This window comes from Microbacterium sp. OVT16B (genome assembly GCF_019969705.1).
Lineage (GTDB): Bacteria > Actinomycetota > Actinomycetes > Actinomycetales > Microbacteriaceae > Microbacterium > Microbacterium natoriense.
The window spans coordinates 1,892,153-1,913,302 of the sequence record NZ_JAHXZA010000001.1 but is presented as its reverse complement, the minus strand read 5'-3'; the positions used below and the strand labels follow the sequence as shown (position 1 = coordinate 1,913,302).

19 protein-coding genes are annotated in these 21,150 nt (G+C 68.7%); 10 read left to right on the top strand and 9 right to left on the bottom strand.

Features of this window, described 5'->3' with window-relative positions; translation table 11 throughout:
- Nucleotides 1-22: 22 nt before the first annotated feature.
- Both LC438_RS09035 and LC438_RS09030 read left to right on the top strand, forming a co-directional pair.
- Complete coding sequence (locus tag LC438_RS09035; protein WP_105673082.1) at nucleotides 23-1,228, top strand: thiolase family protein; 1,206 nt, start codon at nucleotides 23-25, stop codon at nucleotides 1,226-1,228.
- Between the two features lie 6 nt (nucleotides 1,229-1,234).
- Nucleotides 1,235-3,379 (top strand): 3-hydroxyacyl-CoA dehydrogenase NAD-binding domain-containing protein, encoded by a 2,145-nt coding sequence (locus LC438_RS09030; RefSeq protein WP_223586377.1) that lies wholly within the window; start codon nucleotides 1,235-1,237, stop codon nucleotides 3,377-3,379.
- 117 nt (nucleotides 3,380-3,496) lie between these two features.
- On the opposite strand, the gene LC438_RS09025 is transcribed toward LC438_RS09030, so the two are convergent.
- The 3 genes from LC438_RS09025 to LC438_RS09015 are packed head-to-tail and all read right to left on the bottom strand — an operon-like array spanning nucleotide 3,497 to nucleotide 7,641.
- Nucleotides 3,497-5,119: an FAD-dependent oxidoreductase gene (locus tag LC438_RS09025; protein ID WP_223586376.1), complete on the bottom strand. Its 1,623-nt coding sequence runs from the start codon at nucleotides 5,117-5,119 to the stop codon at nucleotides 3,497-3,499.
- Complete coding sequence (locus LC438_RS09020) at nucleotides 5,112-6,017, bottom strand: diacylglycerol kinase (RefSeq protein WP_223586375.1); 906 nt, start codon at nucleotides 6,015-6,017, stop codon at nucleotides 5,112-5,114. Before LC438_RS09020 ends, LC438_RS09025 begins: the two co-directional genes overlap by 8 nt.
- A 1-nt stretch (nucleotide 6,018) precedes the next feature.
- On the bottom strand, nucleotides 6,019-7,641 hold the full coding sequence (locus LC438_RS09015) for an FAD-binding oxidoreductase (protein ID WP_223586374.1): 1,623 nt from the start codon (nucleotides 7,639-7,641) through the stop codon (nucleotides 6,019-6,021).
- Between the two features lie 20 nt (nucleotides 7,642-7,661).
- Here LC438_RS09015 and LC438_RS09010 point away from each other — a divergent pair, with 20 nt between their 5' ends.
- From LC438_RS09010 to LC438_RS08985, 6 genes are all read left to right on the top strand, one after another.
- Complete coding sequence (locus LC438_RS09010; RefSeq protein WP_105673078.1) at nucleotides 7,662-8,240, top strand: TetR/AcrR family transcriptional regulator; 579 nt, start codon at nucleotides 7,662-7,664, stop codon at nucleotides 8,238-8,240.
- The gene (locus tag LC438_RS09005) at nucleotides 8,237-9,685 is read left to right on the top strand and encodes a glycerol-3-phosphate dehydrogenase/oxidase (RefSeq protein ID WP_223586373.1); all 1,449 of its coding nucleotides are present in this window, start codon (nucleotides 8,237-8,239) and stop codon (nucleotides 9,683-9,685) included. Before LC438_RS09010 ends, LC438_RS09005 begins: the two co-directional genes overlap by 4 nt.
- Nucleotides 9,686-9,825: 140 nt before the next feature.
- Nucleotides 9,826-10,521, top strand: a complete 696-nt coding sequence (locus LC438_RS09000) for an SPFH domain-containing protein (protein ID WP_223586372.1) — start codon at nucleotides 9,826-9,828, stop codon at nucleotides 10,519-10,521.
- 45 nt (nucleotides 10,522-10,566) lie between these two features.
- Complete coding sequence (locus LC438_RS08995; protein ID WP_105673075.1) at nucleotides 10,567-11,241, top strand: TetR/AcrR family transcriptional regulator; 675 nt, start codon at nucleotides 10,567-10,569, stop codon at nucleotides 11,239-11,241.
- Between the two features lie 44 nt (nucleotides 11,242-11,285).
- A complete protein-coding gene (locus LC438_RS08990) occupies nucleotides 11,286-11,813 on the top strand; it encodes a hypothetical protein (protein ID WP_105673074.1) in 528 nt (175 codons plus the stop codon).
- Complete coding sequence (locus LC438_RS08985) at nucleotides 11,810-12,388, top strand: hypothetical protein (protein ID WP_223586371.1); 579 nt, start codon at nucleotides 11,810-11,812, stop codon at nucleotides 12,386-12,388. Before LC438_RS08990 ends, LC438_RS08985 begins: the two co-directional genes overlap by 4 nt.
- 6 nt (nucleotides 12,389-12,394) lie before the next feature.
- On the opposite strand, the gene dxs is transcribed toward LC438_RS08985, so the two are convergent.
- Nucleotides 12,395-14,335, bottom strand: a complete 1,941-nt coding sequence (dxs, locus tag LC438_RS08980) for a 1-deoxy-D-xylulose-5-phosphate synthase (protein WP_223586370.1) — start codon at nucleotides 14,333-14,335, stop codon at nucleotides 12,395-12,397.
- Between the two features lie 125 nt (nucleotides 14,336-14,460).
- Between dxs and LC438_RS08975 the strand changes: the two genes are divergently transcribed.
- On the top strand, nucleotides 14,461-15,180 hold the full coding sequence (locus tag LC438_RS08975; protein ID WP_146114266.1) for a hypothetical protein: 720 nt from the start codon (nucleotides 14,461-14,463) through the stop codon (nucleotides 15,178-15,180).
- A 67-nt stretch (nucleotides 15,181-15,247) separates the two neighbouring features.
- Here LC438_RS08975 and acnA read toward each other — a convergent pair whose 3' ends face one another.
- From acnA to dut, 4 genes are all read right to left on the bottom strand, one after another.
- Nucleotides 15,248-18,082 carry an aconitate hydratase AcnA gene (acnA, locus tag LC438_RS08970; RefSeq protein ID WP_105673070.1) on the bottom strand — a complete coding sequence of 945 codons (2,835 nt, stop codon included), beginning with the start codon at nucleotides 18,080-18,082 and terminating at the stop codon, nucleotides 15,248-15,250.
- Nucleotides 18,083-18,236: 154 nt separating this feature from the next.
- Complete coding sequence (locus LC438_RS08965; RefSeq protein ID WP_223586369.1) at nucleotides 18,237-18,971, bottom strand: DUF3159 domain-containing protein; 735 nt, start codon at nucleotides 18,969-18,971, stop codon at nucleotides 18,237-18,239.
- Complete coding sequence (locus LC438_RS08960) at nucleotides 18,968-19,555, bottom strand: DUF3710 domain-containing protein (protein WP_223586368.1); 588 nt, start codon at nucleotides 19,553-19,555, stop codon at nucleotides 18,968-18,970. The genes LC438_RS08965 and LC438_RS08960 overlap by 4 nt, the downstream gene beginning before the upstream one ends.
- Entirely contained in the window at nucleotides 19,555-20,040 is a 486-nt protein-coding gene (gene dut, locus LC438_RS08955; protein WP_223586367.1) for a dUTP diphosphatase, read from the bottom strand. The genes LC438_RS08960 and dut overlap by 1 nt, the downstream gene beginning before the upstream one ends.
- Before the next feature lie 12 nt (nucleotides 20,041-20,052).
- Here dut and LC438_RS08950 point away from each other — a divergent pair, with 12 nt between their 5' ends.
- Entirely contained in the window at nucleotides 20,053-20,526 is a 474-nt protein-coding gene (locus LC438_RS08950; RefSeq protein ID WP_105673066.1) for a DUF3093 family protein, read from the top strand.
- A gap of 136 nt (nucleotides 20,527-20,662) precedes the next feature.
- On the opposite strand, the gene LC438_RS08945 is transcribed toward LC438_RS08950, so the two are convergent.
- Nucleotides 20,663-20,956 (bottom strand): DUF4193 domain-containing protein, encoded by a 294-nt coding sequence (locus tag LC438_RS08945; protein ID WP_105673065.1) that lies wholly within the window; start codon nucleotides 20,954-20,956, stop codon nucleotides 20,663-20,665.
- Nucleotides 20,957-21,150 lie beyond the last annotated feature (194 nt).

Below are 21,150 nucleotides of genomic sequence, written 5' to 3'. Positions count from 1 at the left end.
ACCGCACAAACTTGGAGGCAGAGTGGCCGAGATCTCGGACGTCTTCTTCGTCGATGGAGTGCGCACCCCCTTCGGGCGCGCCGGCGAAAAGGGCATGTACTGGAACACCCGCGCAGATGACCTCGCCGTGAAGGCGACCATCGGCCTGATGGAGCGGAACTCGGCCGTCCCGGCCGACCGCATCGACGACGTCGCGATCGCCGCGACATCGCAGACCGGAGACCAGGGCCTCACTCTCGGCCGCTCGGTGGCGATCCTCGCCGGCCTCCCGCAGACGGTCCCCGGCCTCGCCGTGGAGCGCATGTGCGCCGGCGCCATGACGAGCGTCACCACGATGGCGGCGTCGATCGGCATCGGCATGTACGACTTCGCCCTCGCCGGCGGCGTCGAGCACATGGGACACCACCCCATCGGCGGCAACGCCGACCCGAACCCCCGATTCGTCGCGGAGCGCATGGTCGACCCCGGCGCGCTGAACATGGGAGTGACGGCGGAGCGCATCTTCGACCGCTTCCCGCACCTCACCAAGGAGCGCTCCGACCGGTTCGGCATGCTCAGCCAGCACAAGGTGCAGGCCGCCTACGACGCGGGCAAGATCCAGCCCGACCTCGTGTCCGTCGCGACGAAGGGTGCCGACGGCGCCTGGGGCCTCGCGACCGAGGACGAGGGCCGCCGCCCGCAGACGACCATGGAGGACCTCGCCGCCCTCAAGACCCCGTTCCGTCCCCACGGACGCGTCACGGCCGGCACCTCCTCTCCCCTCACCGACGGCGCTACGATGTCGCTCCTCGCCGGAGGCGGAGCGGTCAAGGAGTTCGGTCTCACGCCCAAGATGCGCATGGTGTCGTTCGCCTTCGCCGGCGTGCAGCCGGAGATCATGGGCATCGGCCCGATCCCGTCGACCGAGAAGGCCCTCAAGAAGGCCGGTCTCACCATCGACGACATCGGTCTGTTCGAGCTCAACGAGGCCTTCGCCATCCAGGTGATCTCCCTGCTCGACCACTTCGGGATCGCCGACGACGACCCCCGGGTCAACCAGTGGGGCGGCGCGATCGCGATCGGTCACCCGCTCGCTGCATCCGGCGTGCGCCTGATGATCCAGCTCGCCGCGCAGTTCGCCGAGCGTCCTGACGTGCGCTACGGCCTCACCGCGATGTGCGTCGGACTCGGCCAGGGCGGCTCCGTCATCTGGGAGAACCCGCACTACAACGGCAAGAAGAGGAAGTAAGTCGCGATGACCAACTACGAAGACATCGACTTCTCCCCCATCCAGGCGCTCACCGAGGGCGAGGTGATCACGCACTCCCCCGTGCGCGACATCCGCCTCGCCTCCGGCAAGGTGCTCGCTCTCGTCACCCTCGACAACGGCCGCGACCACACGCGTCCGAACACCCTCGGTCCGGCGACGCTCACCGAGCTCGGCGCCACCCTCGACGGACTCAAGGCACGCGCCGCGGCCGGCGAGATCCAGGCCGTCGGCATCACCGGCAAGCAGTACATCCTGGCTGCCGGTGCTGACCTGTCGGACATCAGCAAGGTCGGGTCGCGAGACAACGCGCGCCTGATCGCTCAGCTGGGCCACAAGGTGCTCGGCAAGCTCTCCGAGCTCGGCGTCCCGTCGTTCGCCTTCGTCAACGGCCTCGCGCTCGGCGGCGGCCTCGAGATCGCGCTGAACTCGACGTACCGGACCGTCGACGCCTCCGCCGCGGCGATCGCTCTGCCCGAGGTGTTCCTCGGCATCATCCCCGGCTGGGGCGGCGCCTATCTGCTGCCGAACCTGATCGGCATCGAGAACGCCCTCGAGGTCGTGATCTCGAACCCGCTCAAGCAGAACCGGATGCTCAAGCCCCAGCAGGCCTTCGATCTGGGAGTGGTCGACGCCATCTTCCCGGCGGCGAACTACCTCGAGAACTCGCTGACCTGGGCCGATGCGGTCCTCGGCGGGAGGAAGGTCGAGCGCAAGAACGAGCCGGGCAAGATCGAGCGGCTCACCAAGTGGCCGATCGCGATCAAGATGGCCCGCGGCATGCTCGAGTCGAAGATCGGCACGGTGCCGAAGTCGCCCTATGCGGCTCTCGACCTTCTCGACAAGGCGAAGAGCGGCACCAAGGCCGAAGGCTTCGCCCGCGAGGACGAGGCGCTCGCAGAGCTCGTGACCGGCGACCAGTTCGCCGCGTCGATGTACGCGTTCGACCTGGTGCAGAAGCGCGCCAAGCGCCCCGTCGGCGCACCCGACAAGGCTCTCGCCAAGAAGGTCACCAAGGTCGGCATCATCGGCGCCGGCCTCATGGCCAGCCAGTTCGCGCTCCTGTTCGTGCGCAAGCTCCAGGTGCCCGTGCTCATCACCGACCTCGACCAGGCCCGCGTCGACAAGGGCGTGGCCTACATCCACGAGGAGATCGGCAAGCTCGAGGCAAAGGGCCGTCTGGACTCCGACTCCGCGAACAAGCTGCGCGGCCTCGTCACCGGCACCACCGACAAGAGCCTCTACGCGGACTGCGACTTCGTGATCGAAGCCGTGTTCGAGGAGGTCGGCGTCAAGCAGCAGGTGTTCGGCGAGATCGAGAAGATCATCGCCGAGGACGCGATCCTCGCCACCAACACCTCGTCGCTGTCCGTCGAGGAGATCGGCTCGAAGCTCGCGCACCCCGAGCGGCTCGTGGGCTTCCACTTCTTCAACCCGGTCGCGGTGATGCCGCTGATCGAGATCGTGAAGACGCCCTCGACGTCTGACGCCGCGCTGTCGACCGCGTTCGTGGTCGCGAAGGGCCTGGGAAAGAACGCGGTGCTCACTGCCGACGCCCCCGGATTCGTCGTGAACCGTCTGCTCGCGAAGGTCATGGGCGAGGCAGCTCGTGCCGTGTACGAGGGCACCCCGGTGGCGGATGTCGAGAAGGCCTTCGGTCCGCTCGGCCTGCCGATGGGCCCGTTCCAGCTGATCGACCTGGTCGGTTGGAAGGTCGCCGCCCACGTGCAGGACACGATGGTCCGCGCGTTCCCCGATCGCTTCTACGCGAACGAGAACTTCCACGAGCTGGCCGCGCTGGACGCCGTCGTGGAGAAGGACAAGGGCGGTCGCGTGACCGGCTGGACCAAGCAGGCGGAGAAGCTCCTCAAGCCGGCGGTGGGCAACTCGCCCGCATCCGCAGCGACGATCCTGCAGCGTGTTCAGGATGGTCTGGCGACCGAGATCAAGCTCATGCTCGACGAGGGCGTGGTGCCCGAGGTCGAGGACATCGATCTGTGCCTCATCCTCGGTGCGGGCTGGCCCTTCATCGACGGCGGCGCATCGCCGTACCTCGACCGCGAAGGGGCCTCGGAGCGTGCCTTCGGCGGGTCCTTCCACACTCCGCAGATCAGGGGTGTCGAAGCCCGCTGACCCCCGGTCGTTGAGCGAGCGAAGCGAGACGAAACGCCTCATCCGACGTCATACGTCGGATGAGGCGTTTCGCGTATCCCTGCACGCCTCGCCAGGCACGCGTGCAGTGGCGTGCTCCTACTGGACCGGCCTCACATCGTCGTCGCCCGCACGCGGCCAGTACGACAGAGCCCGCTCGGCGAGGGCGGTGATGGTGAGCGAAGGATTCACCCCGGGATTCGCGGGGACCGCGGAGCCGTCGACGACGTGCAGACCAGGGTGACCCCAGACACGATGGTAGGCGTCGATGACGCCCTCCTCCGGCGACGAGGAGATCACCGCTCCGCCGAGGAAGTGCGCGGTGAGCGGGATGCCGAAGACCTCGGGCCAGGAGCCGCGGGCCTCGGCCGGCTCACCGCCGTCGCGCTCGACACGTGCGGCGATGGCCGCGGCCGCTGCGTGCGCCTGCGGGAGGTAGCTCGGGTTCGGTTCGCCGTGGCCCTGCTCACTGGTCATCACCAGTCTGCCGAAGCGGCGGCGCAGAGACAGCGTGAGCGAGTTGTCGGCCGTCTGCATGACGAGAGCGATGATGCCGCGCTCGCTCCAGCGCCGAAGGTTGCCGAGTCGGAACTGCCGCACCGGCGAACGGAGCACCTGTGCCGCGAGGTTCGTCAGCCGAGCACCGAGCCGTCGATCGCCGGGGACCAGAGCTGTGGCGAGAGCGCCCATGAGGTTCGAGCCGGGGCCGTAGCGCACGTTCTCGACGTGGGTGCGGTCGTCCACGTGGAACGACGTGGTGATCGCGACCCCTCGCGCCAGTTCCAGCGATTCGGGGACCTTCGTCGCTATCGCTCCGTCGAGAGCCTCCGAGTTCGTCCGGGTGAGGCGCCCGACGGCATCCGAGATCCGCGGCAGCGAGCCCGACTCCTTCATGCGGTGCAGCAGCTGCTGCGTCCCCCACGTGCCCGCGGCGAGCACCACCTGCCTGGCCGTCACGGTCCGCCGTCCTCGTCGGAGCCACGCGCCGCTGCGCTGGGTCGTGACGGCGAACCCTCCGCCGGGCAGCTCGGCCACGTCGATGACCGTCCGCAGCGATTCGATCGCGACGCCGCGGCGCTCGGCCAGAGCGAGATAGTTCTTCATGAGCGTGTTCTTCGCGCCGACCCGGCATCCGACCATGCAGTTCCCGCAGAGCGTGCATCCGGTGCGCTCTGGACCCTCCCCGTCGAAGAACGGATCGGGGGTGCGCTCCCCCGGCTTCCCGAACCAGACGCCGACGGGCGCGCGCCGGAATGTGTCTCCCACGCCGAGGTCTTCCGCGGCCCCGGCCATGATCCGCTCGACGGGACCGGTGTGAGGATAGTGCTCGACGACGCCGAGCATCCGCTTCGCCGTCGCGTAGTGCGCGGAGAGCTCCCGTTCCCAGTCGGCGATGCCTCGCCACTGCGGATCCTGGAAGAAGCTCGCGCCCGGCTGATACAGCGTGTTCGCGTAGTTGAGCGACCCGCCGCCGACCCCGGCGCCGGCCAGGATCATCACGTGCGGCAGCCTATGGATGCGCTGCACGCCGAAGCATCCGAACGCCGGCGCCCACAGGTACCGCCGCACGTTCCAACTGGTCTTCGCGAAGTCCTCGTCCTCGAATCTGCGGCCGGCCTCGTACACGCGAACCCGGTAGCCCTTCTCCGCCAGCCGCAGTGCGGCGACGGAGCCTCCGAACCCGGACCCCACGATGACGACGTCTTCGTCGAACTCAGTCATTGTTCTCCCTCGGCACCAGCATCGTGAGCGCGCCCGGAATCAGCGAGATGGTGCATTCATCCTCGCCGATCCGCTCTCCGTCGGCATAGACCACGAGTCCGGGAGCGGACACCGACACGGTCTTCGCGCGACGGTGCCTCACCTCTCGACGATCCAGATGCCGCCCCTGGAGCAGCAGCGGGAACAGTCGAAGCAGCCTCATCCGACCGATCGGCGCGACCTGCACCACGTCCAGGAGCCCGTCATCGGGGATGGCGCCCGCGCACACCGGCATCCCCCCGCCGTAGCTCGACGTGCTCCCCACCGCGATCAGCGTTCCCGGAGCGTGCTCGGGGTCGGCGCCGTCGACGGATAGGCGGAAGTCCATCGGACGCAGACGCGCGAGCTCGATGAGGAGCGCGAGGTAGTAGCGCAGGGCGCCGTGCGGCCATCTCAGACGGTTCGTGCGATCGCTCACCTTCGCGTCGAACCCGAGTGCGGCGATCGTCAGGAACCGACGCGTCGAGTCCCTGGTGGCGACGACGCCCACGTCGATGGGACGCTGTACCCCGGTCAGCGCGAGCTCCGCCGCGGCCGAGGCGTCTCCGCGCGGCAGCCCCAGCGCCCGTGCGAGGTCGTTCCCCGTCCCGGCCGGGACGAGCACGAGGGGAACGGATGCCGCGCACAGTTCGTCGAGCACTCCCGACAGCGTGCCGTCGCCTCCGACGATGACGAGCGCCCGCGGGGCGTCGGCCAGGGCAGCTGCGGCGAGCCGATGAGTGTCGGCGGCTGAGCCGCCCGCGTACGCCCGCACGTCGGCGCCACGATCGCGCAGGTGCGCGACCGCAGCTTCCGCCGCCCGCCTGCCTCGGCCCTTGCCCGAGAACGGATTCGCGAGCACGGCGATGTGCTCGGCCACGTCAGCGCGTCCGCTCGATCGGGATCACGGCGCCCGGGTTCATGATCTCCGAGGGATCCAGCTCCCGCTTGATCGCGGACAGGATGCGGATGCCGGTCTCCCCGATCTCATGCTCCAGCCACGCGGCGTGGTCCCGCCCGACCGCATGATGATGGCTGATGGTGCCCCCCGCGGCGAGGATGGCGTCGTTGACGCTCGCCTTGACCGGATCCCATACGGCGAGCGGGTCGGAGCGGATGCCGGCCAGCACGGTGAAGTACAGCGATGCCCCCGTCGGGTAGACGTGCGAGACGTGGCACATGACGTAGGACCTGGCCCCTGCCTGCGCGAAGCCGTCCTTCAGGGCGGCCTCGACCGCCGATCGCAGCGTCGAGAGGTTCGACCAGGTCGTCGCCGTCTCGAGCGTCTCGCAGAAGACGCCGGCGTCCAGGAGCGAATCGCGCAGGTACGGTCCGTCGAATCTCCCCTTCAGCCACTCCTCTGCCGCTCCCTCGCCCGCGGAGACGCCTCCTGCTGCTGCGAGCAGAGCGCTGACCCTGGACCGGCGCTCCGCGATGTCGTCGCCCTCGTAGACGGTGACGACGCTGGCGCCCTTCGCGAGCGCCTTCCCGATCTTCCCGACCTGAGCGAGGCTCACCGCGGTCTCCGCCTCGTCGGAGAGGCGGATGACGGTCGGCCCGTTCCCGTGCTGGGCGACGTGGCGGAGCCCCTCGGCGCCGCTCACGAAGTCGGGGAAGGACCACGACTCGAAGACGCGATCACGCGGAATCGGATGCACGCGCACGGCCACCTCGGTGATCACGCCGAAGATGCCCTCCGATCCGAGGAAGACCCTGATCAGATCGGGCCCGGCGGCAGAACCAGGCGAGCGGCCGAGGGCGATGTCTCCGGTCGGCGTCGCGACGCGGATGCCGGTCACCATGGTGTCGAAGCGGCCGTTGCCCGCGGAGTTCTGACCGGATGACCTCGCCGCGGCGAAGCCGCCGATCGTGGCGTAGCGGAAGCTCTGCGGATAGTGGCCCAGCTCGAGGCCGTGAGCGGACAGCAGAGCCTCCGCCTCGGGACCGGTGGTGCCCGCCGCGAGGACCGCTTCGCCGCTGACCTCGTCGAGCCGGACGAGCCCGCTGAGCCTGCGCAGGTCGAGGCTGACGACGGCGTGGTGTCGTCCGCGCTCGGGGTCCAGGGCGCCGACCACGCTGGTTCCTCCGCCGAACGGGATCACCGCGACGCCGCGATCGGCAGCCACGCGCAGGCACGCGCTGACCTCGTCGTGATCGGCGGGTCGGATGACCGCATCCGGCGCATCCTGAGCGATCCGCCGCCTCCGCAGCAGATCGGGCGTGGAGCGTCCTCCCGCGTGGCGGATGCGCGCCTCGTCGGAACGGTCGACGTGCTGTTCCCCTACCGCTGCCTGAAAGGCGGCGAGATCGTCGTCGTCGAGTGCGGAGGAGCCGAGCACGACCTCCCCGAGGGCGGCGGCCTGCTCGGGCTTGCGGATGCGTCCGAGCAGAAGGGGCAGCAGCGTGCGCACCGCGAGCGGGAGGTCCTTCGCCTTCGCCGGGTCGCCCCAGCCGTTCCATCTCATCGACGGGTCGTCCTCGACCCTGCCATCTTCTGGGCTCATGCGTTACAGTGTGACACATCATGGAAGAACGTCAAGTGATGTGGGACACCACGCAAGTGCGTATTCTCGACGCCGCCGATGCGCTGATCGAGCGCAGGGGCGTGCACGGCGTGACGATCGCCGAGCTCGCCCGCCGCGCCGATCTCAGCCGACCGACGATCTACCGCAGCTGGAGCGACGCCGACGATGTCGTCCGCGCTGCCCTGCTGCGCCGCGTGGGCGGCATCCTGGACGCGTTTCCCGAGCATGCGCGCACACGTGCCGATCTGGTGGACGACGTCCTGCGATTCACCGCGCTGTTCCGCTCCGACTCCGTCTACGGCCGTCTCCTCGCCGACGAGCCGGAGGCGTTCACGCGCTACACACTGCAGCGCGTGGGGTCGAGCCAGAGGATGATCCTGCAGTGGCTCGCCACGGCGATCGGCACCGCACAGGTCGGAGGGACGGTACGGCACGGTGAACCTCTGGAGATCGCCGTGATGCTGCTCCTCATCGCCCAGTCGGCGGTTCTCTCGCACGGCACAGTGTCCGAGCTCATCTCCGACGCCGCCTGGGAGCGCGAACTGCGCTCGGCGCTCGACGGACTGCTCCGGCCATGACTCCGGACCCCACGGTTCTCAACGTCGCTCGGCGCAGGATCGATCTCGCCAGGGCGGCCGACGGCACCGCGGACGTGCTCGTCGTCGGCGGCGGTATCACCGGCGTCGGCGCCGCCCTCGACGCGGCCTCCCGCGGCCTCAGGGTCGTGCTGATCGAGGCCGAGGATCTCGCCTTCGGCACGAGCAGGTTCAGTTCCAAGCTCGTGCACGGCGGACTGCGCTATCTCGCGACCGGAGATGTGGCGACGGCCCGGGAGAGCGCTCTCGAACGGCACCTGCTGATGACGACGATCGCTCCGCATCTGATCCACCCCCTGGCACAGCTCCTGCCGTTCAGTCCGGGGGTCGCTCTCCGCCAGCGCGCGGCCGGGGCGGTCGGCATGGGTCTCGGCGATCTGCTGCGGATGCGCGCCCGCACACCGCGCACCGTGCTCCCCGCCCCGAGGCTCGTCTCCGCGCGCACGGCGCATCGCCTGGCTCCCGCCCTCGACCCCCGAGGGCTGCGCGGCGGGATGCTGTCGTACGACGGGCAGCTCGTCGACGACGCCCGCCTGGTCGCCACGGTCGCGCGCACCGCTGCATGCCTCGGAGCGCGCATCCTGACCCGCGTGCGCGCGATCGAGCTGCGAGGGGACGGCGCGACGGCCGAGGACGCCATGTCAGGCGAACGGCTCGAGATCAAGGCGCACGCCGTCATCAATGCGACCGGCGTCTGGGCGGAGTCCCTCGACGGCGCGATCAGCGTTCGCCCCAGCCGTGGCACGCACATCGTCCTCGATGCCTCTGACCTCGGCTCCCCCACGGCGGCGCTCACGATCCCGCACGAGGGGTCGATCAGTCGATACGTGTTCGCCCTGCCGCAGCAGCACGGACGGGTGATCGTGGGCCTCACCGATGAGGACGCGCCAGGGCCGGTGCCGACCGTCGCCCAGCCCACCGAGCCCGAGATCGCCTTCCTCCTGAGCACTCTCAATCGGGTCCTCGCCGTGCCCGTCCGGCGCGATCAGGTGCGCGGAGCGTTCGCGGGCCTCAGGCCCCTGGTCGACAGCGGTGCAGACGCCACCTCCGACGTCTCCCGACGGCATCTCGTCGTGGCGTCGGATGCCGGGTTCGTGACGGTTCTGGGCGGCAAGCTGACCACCTACCGCCGGATGGCCGAGGATGCCGTCGACCTCGCCGTCTCGTCACGAAAGCTGAGCGCTCCGTCGAGTCGCACCGCATCGCTGCGTCTGGTGGAGCGCACCGTGGCCGGTCGGGAACCCCTCGACGAGATCACCGGTCTCACACGAGCCGATGTGGAGTTCGCCGTGCGCAGCGAGGGCGCGATGACGGCCGAGGACGTGCTCGATCGGCGGACCAGGATCGGACTCGTCGACGCCGACCGGGAACGCTGCCTCCCGGCCGTCGAGGAGCTGGTCGCGCGTACTCTCGCCGACCTCGGCTGAGGCCACGCGGCGGCCGATCAGGGCCGGGGCGTAACCGCTGCGGGGCACTCCGGCGAACGGCCGACGAACAGCGCATGAACTCACCCGCCGCACGCGCTTCGGAGGCGATCTGCTGCGACACGACGCGGCACAGTGGTGTCATGGACATGCTCTTCACGATGCTGGGCGGCAAGGGGATGTCGGGCTTGCTGAAGACCGGCACGGCGATCCTCACGACACTCCTGGTCCTTCCGGCTCTCCTCAAGCTCTTCGTGGTCACCGTCGACGAGGGTTGGGCCGCCATCCGCACGCGCAACGGCAAGCCGATCATCCGCAATCGTCCGCAGCGTCGCCCGGCCAACCGGCGTGGGGCCGTCGGCGAAGTGGTCGTGCTCGATCCCGGTTCGCACGGCGCCTTCCCGCTGTTCTACTGGTACAAGCTCATCGACGTGCGCTGCCGTGCGACCGATCTCCCCGCGCGCGAGATGACCGGCGCCGGCGGACACCAGCACCGCGTGCACGCGTCGTTCGAGTGGCGCCCCATACCGACCGGACGAGATATGCGGGTCTTCGAGCTCGACGTCGTCAACGTCAAGGAACGTGCGTCCAACATCGTCGGCGCCGCGCTGCGTGACGTGATCCGCGGTCTCGACGGGGCGGAGCTGCCCCACAACGACGAGATCAACACGAGGGTGATCGCCGCCAGCGCGGACGAGATCCGTCGAGCCTGCGGCGTGGAGCTCGTCCGCGTGATGGTCACGGGCGACGCGCTCACCGACGGCTATCTTCTTTCCACCGCCATGCGCGACGGAGACCGCGGCGCCCAGGCCGTCGCCGCTCTGCACGCCTTGAACTGAGGCGCCCACTGGCGGACTCCGCCACGGCGGCGTACAGTTTTGAACATGTTCGAAACTGAAGCGCCGATGTCGAAGAGCGCGCGTACGAAGGCGCGGATCAGCGCGGCGGCGGTCGAGTCGTTCACAGAGCGCGGATACGCCGAGACCACGATGCGGTTGATCGCCGAGAAGGCCGGAGTCTCGGCGGGAAACGCCTACTACTACTTCCCCTCCAAGGATCATCTCGTCCAGGAGCTGTACCGGCGCGTGCAGGAAGAGCACGCAACGGCGGCGCGCGCGGCTCTTTCAGGAGAGCACGGCCTCGTGGATCGTCTACGGCTGGTGCTCGAATCCGGACTGTCCACGTTGACTCCGTACCAGCGCAGCGCCGCAGGATTCCTGACGGCGATGATCCCCCCGGACTCGCCGATCAACCCGCTCGCTGCCGAATCGGAGGAGGCGCGGGCCATCACGATCGGGCTGTTCCGCGAGGCGATCGACGGCGCACAGCACCGCCTTCCGGCCGACGTGGCGGCGCTCCTGCCGGAAGCTCTGTTCGTGGGCTATCTCGCGCTTGTGCTCCGCTGGACGTACGACACCTCTCCGTCGCACGAGCAGACGACACGGCTGCTCGACGCCGGCCTGCGGCTGTTGAGCGTCGCGCTGCCCTTCGTGCGGGTGCCAGGACTGCATCGAGCGACCATGCAGCTTCTGACACTGATCGCGGAAGTCCGATCATGACCCCGCAATCGGTGCAGCGCTCGCCTCGCACACCGGCGGAACCCATGGCGTTCACTGGTGCCGAGCTCGTACGAGGCGCCGTCTCCGCATGGGTGATGTTCATGACCACGCTGCTTCTGTCCACGACGATCACCGCAGCCGCGTATTCGTCCTTCCCCGGCTGGGGTTCGCCGGGCACCCTTCTTCCCAGCGTCCTCATCGTCGACGCCGCAGTACTCATCATCGGCGGCATCGTCTCCGCTCTCGTGACGGTCCTTGGGACACTCCTCGCGCATATGCTCGGATCCTTGCTGCGCCACGAGGCATCTCTGCGCGTTCACGTGGCGATCTTCACGGCTTTCGGCGTCGGAGTCGGCAAGACCTACATCCTCGTTCTCCTGCTGATGCAGATTCCTCAGAGCGTGGGCGTATTCGGCGCACCGCTCGCGTTCCCGGCCGTGCTTGTGGCGCTCGCGGTACCGCTGGGGTGGTGGTACACAGCGTGGCGCGCCCTGCTCGAAGACAGCAGAACTCGCTCTCAAGCGGCGCGAGTGCAGAGCATTCAGGATGCGGTCGCCGAGGTGCGCCCATGATCGCGAAGAAGGACGGGATCCCTCCGCGCACTCAGGCGAGACCGATGGCGTTCACGGACCGTGAAGCGCTGCGCGGCGGCATCGACGTGTGGTGGATCTTCCTCGTCTTCCTCGTCATAGGCATCGGCGTCTGGTGCACAGCCCTCGATCTCACGGATGGCGTCGAGACGTCTCCCTCGAACATCAACGTGTTCCTGTTCGCCGCCTTCTGCGCACTCGTGATCGGAGGGACGATCTCTCTCATCGTCATGCCCGTGGGGGTCATGCTGGCGATACCTCTCGGGCGCGCTCTGTCGCGTAGCCGACGGCTCTGGGTGCACATCGTCGTCTACACAGCGCTCGGCATCGCCATCGGCCTCGTATACATCGCGCTGCTGCGGGGCGGTGAGGTGTTCACCCCGATCCGCTCAATATGGGACTACGTACTCTTCGTCCCCGCCGTCTCTGCGTCGCTCGCGGTTCCGCTCGGCTGGTGGTGCACCGCTCGCCGGCTCCTGCTCGCGGATCGACGTCGGACGGAGCACCGCACAGAGCGACCGCACACCGAGGGCGGTGCGGCCGGGAGCACGTCCTAGCCGGGATCAGTGCCGTTCGTGCAGCGGAAGGTCGATCGCTCCGGTCTCACCGGCGTTGCGGGCGACGGGGATACGGGTGCCGAGCACCTGCGCGACGACGTCCTGGGCGATCTTCGGCGCGGTGAGGCCGGCATCCGCCAGCACCTGCTCGCGCGAGGCGTGATCGATGAACTCGTCGGGAAGCCCCAGCTCGTCCACGGCCGTGTCGATCCCGGCCTCGCGCAGCACCTGACGCACGCGGGTGCCGATCCCGCCCACGCGGATGCCGTCCTCCAGCGTGATCACGAGACGGTGATGCGCGGCCAGCTCGATGACCGAGGGCTGCACGGGGATCGCCCAGCGCGGATCGATGACGGTGGCCCCGATGCCCTGCGCCCTGAGGCGTGCGGCGACGTCCATCGCGAGCGCGGCGAACGGGCCGATGCCGACGAGGAGGACGTCTTCCGATTCGCCCCTCGCGAGCACGTCGACGCCGTCGTCGAGACGCTCGATCGCGGGGAGGTCGGGGGCGACCTCACCCTTCGGGAAACGGATGACCGTGGGGGCGTCGTCGACGAGGACCGCTTCCTCCAGCGCCTCTGTGAGGCGCGCGGCATCGCGGGGAGCAGCGATACGGATGTGCGGGACGATCTGCAGCATCGCGAGATCCCACATGCCGTGGTGGCTGGGCCCGTCGGGTCCTGTGACGCCTGCGCGGTCCAGCACGAACGTGACGCCCGCGCGGTGGAGAGCGACGTCCATCAGGACCTGGTCGAATGCGCGTCCCATGAAAGTCGCGTACACGGCGACCACCGGGTGCAGGCCGCCGTAGGCGAGACCCGCGGCGGATGCCACCGCGTGCTGTTCGGCGATGCCGACGTCGTACACGCGATCGGGGAAGCGCTCGGCGAACGGGGCGAGGCCCGTGGGGCGAAGCATCGCGGCCGTCATGGCGATGACGTCGCTCCGGCGCTCGCCCACATCGACGAGAGCCTTCGAGAACACATCGGTCCACCCCAGCCCGCCGGAGGAGAGCGTCTCCCCCGTCGCCGGATCGATCCTGCCAACGGCATGGAACTGGTCGGCCTCGTCATCACGCGCCGGCTGGTAGCCCCTGCCCTTCTCGGTGATCGCGTGCACGATGACCGGGGCCCCGTACGACTTCGCGAGCTCGAGCGTCTCCAGCAGCGCCGGCAGATCGTGTCCGTCCACGGGGCCGAGGTACTTGATGTCGAGGTTCGAGTAGAGCGCCTCGTTGTTCGTGAAGCGGGAGAGGAACCCGTGCGTTCCGCCGCGCACGCCGCGGAACACCGCGCGACCGACCGGCCCGAAGGCCCGGAACAGGCGGTCGGACTTGCGGTGCAGGTCCTTGTACGCCGCCGCGGTGCGCACGCGGTTGAGGTAGCGGGACATTCCGCCGATGGTCGGCGCGTAGGAGCGCCCGTTGTCGTTCACGACGATCACGAGGTTGCGGTCGTTGTCGTCGGAGATGTTGTTCAGCGCCTCCCACGTCATGCCGCCCGTGAGGGCGCCGTCGCCGACCACGGCGACAACATGGCGGTCGGCGCGACCGGTCGCGGTGAGAGCGCGAGAGACGCCGTCGGCCCAGCTCAGCGAGCTCGAGGCGTGCGACGACTCGACGACGTCGTGCGGGCTCTCGCTGCGCTGCGGGTACCCTGCGAGACCGCCGCGGACCCGGAGATCGGAGAAGTCCTGCCGCCCTGTGAGCAGCTTGTGTACGTACGACTGGTGACCAGTGTCGAAGATGAACGGATCGTCGGGCGAGGAGAAGACCCGGTGCAGTGCGATCGTGAGCTCGACGACACCCAGGTTCGGCCCCAGGTGGCCGCCCGTGCGGGACACGTTCTCCACGAGGAAGTCGCGGACCTCCGCAGCGAGTTCGATCAGCTGCTCAGTGGACAGGGCGTCCAGATCTCGGGGTCCTGAGATGCTCGGAAGAATGGGCATCTGCGCCTCCTCACAGGCTCTGTACGCGGCATCCGAGTTCCGGTTCGAAGGCCGCTACGATCCTATCGCGCGGCGCTGGGGAAGAACCTGGCGCCAGGTGGGCGATCCGTGCGAAGCTCATGGCCATGAACCGTTCGCAGAAGATCGCGGTCGCGGTGTCCGCGCTCACCGTCGCGGGCCTCGCCGCGATCGCTGCCCCGGCGATCGCGGCGGCCACGTCGACAGTCGGCGGCTGGTCGCTGTTCGGCCAGGCCGCTGCCGCTCCGGACGATACCGCCGCCCCTCGCCCTGTCGAGACGCCCGCGGACACGCCGTCCCCCGCCCCCGTCGATCCGTTCGACGGCTGCGAGCGGCCGGCGCAGATCAACTGGGGGCGCATGACCGCACAGATCGCCGGAATCGTCGAGGACCGCGGCCCTCGCCCTTACGCCGAAGGCACCGTGGGCGCCGACGAGAGCGGCGCCATCACGACCTACACCGTCGCTCCGGGCGATGGGCTCATCATGATCGGCGAGAGGCTGTGCATCGAAGCCGGTGCACTCGACATGTTCAATCACTCCCGCGACATCTACCCCGGCCAGGTGCTCCGCCTCACGCAGGATCCGAACGTGCCGAATGTCCCCTTCCTCCAGCCGCCCGACGCTCCCGAGGGCTTTCAGCAGATCCCCTATCAGCAGGCGATCGTCGACATGCGCAAGGCGGCGAACGCCGGCGACGTGGACACGATGCGCAGGATCTGGACGAAGACGCTCGCGCCGATGTTCCCTGTGGAGGCTGATGCAGACCTGATCAGCGCCTTTCTCGACGCCGGGGACATCACCAAGCTGCGCCAGATGTTCGCGTGACGCGATCGCACGACGACAAGGCGCCCCGCGCGGCCGAAGCCGAGCGGGGCGCCTTGTCAGCAGCTGATCAGACCAGCGAGCGCAGCACGTACTGCAGGATGCCGCCGTTGCGGTAGTAGTCCGCCTCACCGGGGGTGTCGATGCGGACGACCGCGTCGAACTCCACGACCTGCTTGCCCTCGGGCGAGTGCTCGCTCGGGGTGGCGGTCACGCGGACGGTCTTCGGGGTCACGCCGTTGTTGAGCTCTTCGAGACCCGTGATCGAGACGATCTCGGTGCCGTCGAGGCCCAGCGACTCCCAGCTCTCCCCCGCGGGGAACTGCAGCGGGACGACGCCCATGCCGATGAGGTTCGAGCGGTGGATGCGCTCGAAGCTCTCGGTGATGACCGCCTTCACGCCCAGGAGGCTGGTGCCCTTGGCCGCCCAGTCGCGCGACGAGCCGGAGCCGTACTCCTTGCCGCCGAAGATGACGAGCGGTGTGCCCTGCTCCTGGTAGTTCATGCTCGCGTCGTAGATGTACGACTGCGGGCCGTCAGGCTGGGTGAAGTCGCGCGTGAAGCCGCCCTCGATGACCTGACCGTCGTTGACGGCGGAGACCAGGAGGTTCTTCAGGCGGATGTTCGCGAACGTGCCGCGGATCATGACCTCGTGGTTGCCTCGGCGCGAGCCGAAGGAGTTGAAGTCCTTGCGGTCGACGCCGTGCGCCTCGAGGTACTTCGCGGCCGGCGTGCCCGGCTTGATGTTTCCGGCCGGCGAGATGTGGTCGGTGGTGACCGAGTCGCCGAGCGTCGCCATCACGCGGGCGCCCTGGATGTCGCGCACCGGGGTGAGCTCCATCGTCATGCCGTCGAAGTACGGAGCCTTGCGGACGTACGTCGAGTCCTCGTCCCACTGGAAGATCGCGTCATCCGGAGTGGGGAGGCTGCGCCAGCGCTCGTCGCCGTCGAACACCGTCGCGTACTGCTTGATGAACTGGTCGCGAGAGATGGACGAGTCGACGATCTCCTGCACCTCTTCGGGCGTCGGCCAGATGTCCTTGAGGAACACGTCGTTGCCGTCGGAGCCCTTCCCGAGGGCGTCGTTGTCGAAGTCGAAGTGCATCGAACCGGCGAGTGCGTAGGCGATGACCAGAGGCGGGCTCGCCAGGTAGTTCATCTTGACGTCGGGGCTGATGCGGCCCTCGAAGTTGCGGTTTCCGGAGAGCACCGCGGTCACGGCGAGGTCGTGCGAGTTGATCGCCTCGGAGACCTCCTCGATCAGCGGACCCGAGTTGCCGATGCAGATCGTGCAGCCGTAGCCGACCGTGTAGAAGCCGAGACCCTCGAGGTCCTTGTCGAGACCGGACTTCTCGTAGTAGTCGGTGACGACCTTGGAGCCGGGGCCGAGCGTCGTCTTGACCCAGGGCTTCTGCTTGAGGCCCTTCTCGAGCGCCTTGCGGGCCACGAGACCGGCGGCGATCATGACCGACGGGTTCGACGTGTTGGTGCACGAGGTGATGGCCGCGAGGGTCACCGCGCCGTTGTCGAGGATGTACTTCTCCCCCGACGGCGTGGTCACCGGAACCGGCTTCGACGCGTTGGCGGGCGCACCGCTGTTGATGTGCACCGGACGGGTCGTCGGGGCTTCCTCTCCGGGGACCTGACCGGGGTCGGATGCCGGGAACGAGTGCTTGCCCTCGAGGTCGACGAGGTCGTCGGAGGTCGACGGGGTCGCGTAGCTGAGGATGTCGTGCTCGAACTGCGACTTCGCCTCCGAGAGGAGGATGCGGTCCTGCGGGCGCTTCGGGCCGGCGATCGACGGCACGACGGTGCCGAGGTCGAGCTCGAGGTACTCGCTGAACACGGGCTCGTGCGACGCGTCGTGCCAGAGCTTCTGCTCCTTGGCGTACGCCTCGACGAGCGCGACGGCCTCTTCGCTGCGACCGGTGAGGCGCAGGTAGTCGAGGGTGACGTCGTCGATCGGGAAGATCGCGGCCGTGGAGCCGAACTCCGGAGACATGTTGCCGATGGTGGCGCGGTTCGCGAGCGGGACGGATGCGACGCCCTCGCCGTAGAACTCGACGAACTTGCCGACCACGCCGTGCTTGCGCAGCAGGTCGGTGATGGTCAGCACGACGTCGGTCGCGGTGACGCCGGCCGGGATCTCGCCGGACAGCTTGAAGCCGACGACGCGCGGGATGAGCATCGACACGGGCTGGCCGAGCATGGCCGCCTCTGCCTCGATGCCGCCGACGCCCCAGCCGAGCACGCCGAGGCCGTTGACCATCGTGGTGTGCGAGTCGGTGCCGACGCACGTGTCGGGGTAGGCGCGCAGGACGCCGTTCACGTTCCGGTCGTAGATGACCTTGGCGAGGTGCTCGATGTTCACCTGGTGCACGATGCCGGTGCCGGGAGGAACGACCTTGAAGTCCTGGAAGGCCGTCTGGCCCCAGCGCAGGAACTGGTAGCGCTCGCCGTTGCGCTCGTACTCGATCTCGACGTTGCGCTCGAGAGCGTTCTCCGAGCCGAAGAGGTCGGCGATCACGGAGTGGTCGATGACCATCTCGGCCGGCGAGAGCGGGTTGATCTTGTTCGCGTCGCCGCCCAGCGCCGTCACGGCCTCGCGCATCGTGGCGAGGTCGACGATGCAGGGAACACCCGTGAAGTCCTGCATGACCACGCGCGCCGGCGTGAACTGGATCTCGGTGTTCGGCTCCGCCGCGGCATCCCACGACCCGAGCGCCTCGATCTGCGCCTTCGTCACGTTCGCGCCGTCCTCGGTGCGAAGCAGGTTCTCAAGGAGCACCTTGAGGCTGAAGGGGAGCTTGTCGAAACCGGGCACCGTGTCGATGCGGAAGATCTCGTAGTCGGTGCTGCCGACCGTCAGGGTGCTCTTGGCACCGAAGCTGTTCACCGTGGACACGAATCCGTCTCCTTCTATTCGGATGGGAGCGACAGGCGCCTCCATCTTGCTCGCCTCCGACGCCGTCCGGCTAGCAAGGTGGACCTAACCCAGTCTGCTCCCCGCGGGCCTCGGGCGAAAGCCTGCAATTTATCTTGATGTCAAGATAAATCTATCATGCCTCGGAAGAGGACTCGGCAACCGACTCGCGGGGGTAGAGCGCTCGGACCACGAGCCACGTGACGGCGATCATGGGAGCGAACAGCGGAAGCCCCATGATCAGCTTCAGCGTGCCGAGCGCGGTGACCTCCCCCGCGAGGTAGAGCGGGAACTGCACGGCCAGCCGCGCGAAGAACAGCGCGGACCAGGCGAGCCCGAGCCACAGGAACGCGCGCTTCTTCCGGCGATCCCGGCGCCATGCGGTGCCGTCGCCCATGAGGAACCCGACCGCCAGGCCGATGAGCGACCATCCGATCAGCGCCGAGATCAGCAGCACCGTCCCGTAGGCGGCGTTCGTGATGAGACCGGGGACGAAGTTGTCCTGCCCTCGGCCCGTCCAGAGCGCGAGACCGGCGGCGGCCGCAGCGGCGACGAGACCGCCGATCGCGGCCGACGGCGGCGACTTCTGCAGCAGCCGGATGATCGTGAACACGGCGGCGAGACCGACGGACACCCCCAGTGCCAGGACGAGCGGCTCGGGGCGGATGGTGAACAGGATCACGAATGCGAGGCTCGGCAGGACCGACTCCAGGATGCCGCGCCAGCCGCCCATGGCGGACCAGACGACCTTCTGCGTGCTCGCGCTGTCGGCGGGATCGAGCCCTGCACGCCGTGCAGCGCCGCCGAGCGCCGCCCCGAGGATCTCGGATGCGGAGGACTCGCGCTGGTCGTCGGGCTCTGCTGCGCTCACGCGGAGCCCGGCGTCGCCGGCATCTTCAGCGGGATCAGGTCGCGCGGGGGCATGGGAGCGCCCCCGCGGACGACCACGATCGAGCGGAACAGGTCCTCGACCTTGGCCGCGGCGTCCAGGTCGGATGCCGCCGCACCGCCGATCACGCCGCGCAGGAACCAGCGGGGGCCGTCGATGCCGATGAAGCGCGCGAGACGCAGTTCGGAGCCCTCGTTCGCGGGTGCGGGCACCTCGGCGAGCAGCTCCTTGCCGAGGGGGCCGTCGCGCTCCTCGACCCGGCCGCCCTGGGCCTTGACCTGGTCGCGCAGCTGCACGCGGGTCTCGTCCCACAGACCCCCAGAGCGCGGTGCGGCGAAGGGCTGCACCTGCAGGGAGGAGTCCGCGTAGTCGAGTCCGACGGCGACGATGCGCTTCGTCTGCTCCTCGACCTCGAGGCGCAGGTTGAGGCCCTCCCGCGGGAGGATCTTGATGCCGCCGAGGTCGATGTACGGGCGGACGGGATTCGCCTCGGAGTCGTCCAGGGGGCCCTCGGTGGCCCGGTTGTCGGGCGCCGACTTCGACGGGGTGGCGTTGTTGTCAGTCATCAGCCTTGTCCTGCTTCGTTCTGGTGGGATGCTGCCTGGTATCCGGTGGATCCGAATCCGCCCTCGCCGCGGACGCTGTCTGGCAGCTCCTCGACGGGGATGAAGGTCGCTCGGGTCACCGGCATGATGATCAGCTGGGCGATGCGATCGCCGACGGCCACATCGTACGCGCTGCGGATGTCGGTGTTGATCAGGCTCACCTTGATCTCCCCGCGGTAACCGGCATCCACCGTCCCAGGGGAGTTCACGATCGAGATCCCGTGCTTGGCGGCGAGGCCGCTGCGCGGCACCACGAACGCGGCGTATCCCTCGGGCAGGGCGATGCGGACGCCGGTCGCGACGAGCGCGCGCTCGCCCGGTCCGAGGTGCACGGCCTCCGCAGCGACGAGGTCGGCTCCGGCGTCTCCGGGGTGCGCGTAACCGGGAACGACGACGGCGTCGTTCAGCACAGGGGCGATAATGGGGATGTCCACCGATTCAGTCACCCCACGAGGCTAATGCAGAACCGCGCCCCACAGACACGTCCGCTCTACCGCGAGCGGCTGTCGCCGAGCCTCTGGCTGCTCGTGACCGTCGCCCTCGCGGGCCCCATGGTGTCTCTGATCTTCGTCCCGGTCGGCTCGACCGTGGCTCTCCTCGCCGGCGCCGCCGTGTCGGCTGCGCTCGTCGCGGCGTTCATCGGCTTCACTCCGGTGCTGTCCGTCGATGGCACCGTGCTGCGCGCCGGCAGGGCGCACATCGACGCGCGTTTCCTCGGCGATCCTGAGGCCTTCACCGGCGACGAGGCGCGGCAGGCTCGCGGCCCGCGGCTCCCCGCACGAGGCTGGCACCTCATCCGCGGCGGCATCGACGGCGTCGTGACCGTCCCCAACATCGATCCGGACGACCCTGTCGACACCTGGACGATCTCGACGCGGACCCCCGACCGCCTCGCCGCGGCGATCCGCGCCGCCCGGCCCGTCACCGACTGATCCATCGTGCGTCCGCTCGCGGGCTGAACCGTCGCGACCGGCCAGCCCCTCCGGCACCGCGGCGACCAGCGCCCGGATACGACGACGCGCCCTGAACCGTGAGGTTCAGAGCGCGTGACGATCGCGTGTCGCTGCGTCAGGCAGCGCACTCCTTGCAGATCGGACCGGAAGCGTCTTCGTGGTCGAGCTGCGAGCGGTGCTTCACGAGGAAGCAGCTCATGCAGGTGAACTCGTCCTCCTGAGCGGGGAGCACGACGACGTCGAGCTCCAGGTCGGACAGATCGGCACCCGGGAGGTCGAAGCTGGACGGGTTGTCCGAGTCCTCGTCCCCGGTCGAGCCGGAGAGCTTGTCCGGCACACGCTCCTTGAGGGCTTCGATCGACTCGGAGTCGTCTTCGCTCTTGCGGGGAGCGTCGTAATCGGTTGCCATGTGGTAAATCTCCACTTTCATGGTGCGAGTGGTCGGGATGCGCCGTCGGGTAATCGGCGGCCATAGTTTGCATGACCGCGAGAGATTTCGCAAATGCCCTCGCATGCGACAGAGCAAACTCACGGCACGCCCAGGGTATTCCCGGCCCTGCCGGATCATGCGTGACACCATGAAAGCACACCCACCAGAGGGGC

What these genes read in the sequence shown, in the direction of transcription:
- LC438_RS09030 (WP_223586377.1), top strand. Translation starts at nt 1,235, where the DNA reads ATGACCAACTACGAAGACATCGACTTCTCCCCCATCCAGGCGCTCACC.
- LC438_RS09025 (WP_223586376.1), bottom strand. Translation starts at nt 5,119, where the DNA reads ATGACTGAGTTCGACGAAGACGTCGTCATCGTGGGGTCCGGGTTCGGA.
- LC438_RS09015 (WP_223586374.1), bottom strand. Translation starts at nt 7,641, where the DNA reads ATGAGCCCAGAAGATGGCAGGGTCGAGGACGACCCGTCGATGAGATGG.
- LC438_RS09010 (WP_105673078.1), top strand. Translation starts at nt 7,662, where the DNA reads ATGGAAGAACGTCAAGTGATGTGGGACACCACGCAAGTGCGTATTCTC.
- LC438_RS09005 (WP_223586373.1), top strand. Translation starts at nt 8,237, where the DNA reads ATGACTCCGGACCCCACGGTTCTCAACGTCGCTCGGCGCAGGATCGAT.
- LC438_RS09000 (WP_223586372.1), top strand. Translation starts at nt 9,826, where the DNA reads ATGGACATGCTCTTCACGATGCTGGGCGGCAAGGGGATGTCGGGCTTG.
- LC438_RS08995 (WP_105673075.1), top strand. Translation starts at nt 10,567, where the DNA reads ATGTTCGAAACTGAAGCGCCGATGTCGAAGAGCGCGCGTACGAAGGCG.
- LC438_RS08990 (WP_105673074.1), top strand. Translation starts at nt 11,286, where the DNA reads ATGGCGTTCACTGGTGCCGAGCTCGTACGAGGCGCCGTCTCCGCATGG.
- LC438_RS08985 (WP_223586371.1), top strand. Translation starts at nt 11,810, where the DNA reads ATGATCGCGAAGAAGGACGGGATCCCTCCGCGCACTCAGGCGAGACCG.
- dxs (WP_223586370.1), bottom strand. Translation starts at nt 14,335, where the DNA reads ATGCCCATTCTTCCGAGCATCTCAGGACCCCGAGATCTGGACGCCCTG.
- LC438_RS08975 (WP_146114266.1), top strand. Translation starts at nt 14,461, where the DNA reads ATGAACCGTTCGCAGAAGATCGCGGTCGCGGTGTCCGCGCTCACCGTC.
- LC438_RS08960 (WP_223586368.1), bottom strand. Translation starts at nt 19,555, where the DNA reads ATGACTGACAACAACGCCACCCCGTCGAAGTCGGCGCCCGACAACCGG.
- LC438_RS08950 (WP_105673066.1), top strand. Translation starts at nt 20,053, where the DNA reads ATGCAGAACCGCGCCCCACAGACACGTCCGCTCTACCGCGAGCGGCTG.
- LC438_RS08945 (WP_105673065.1), bottom strand. Translation starts at nt 20,956, where the DNA reads ATGGCAACCGATTACGACGCTCCCCGCAAGAGCGAAGACGACTCCGAG.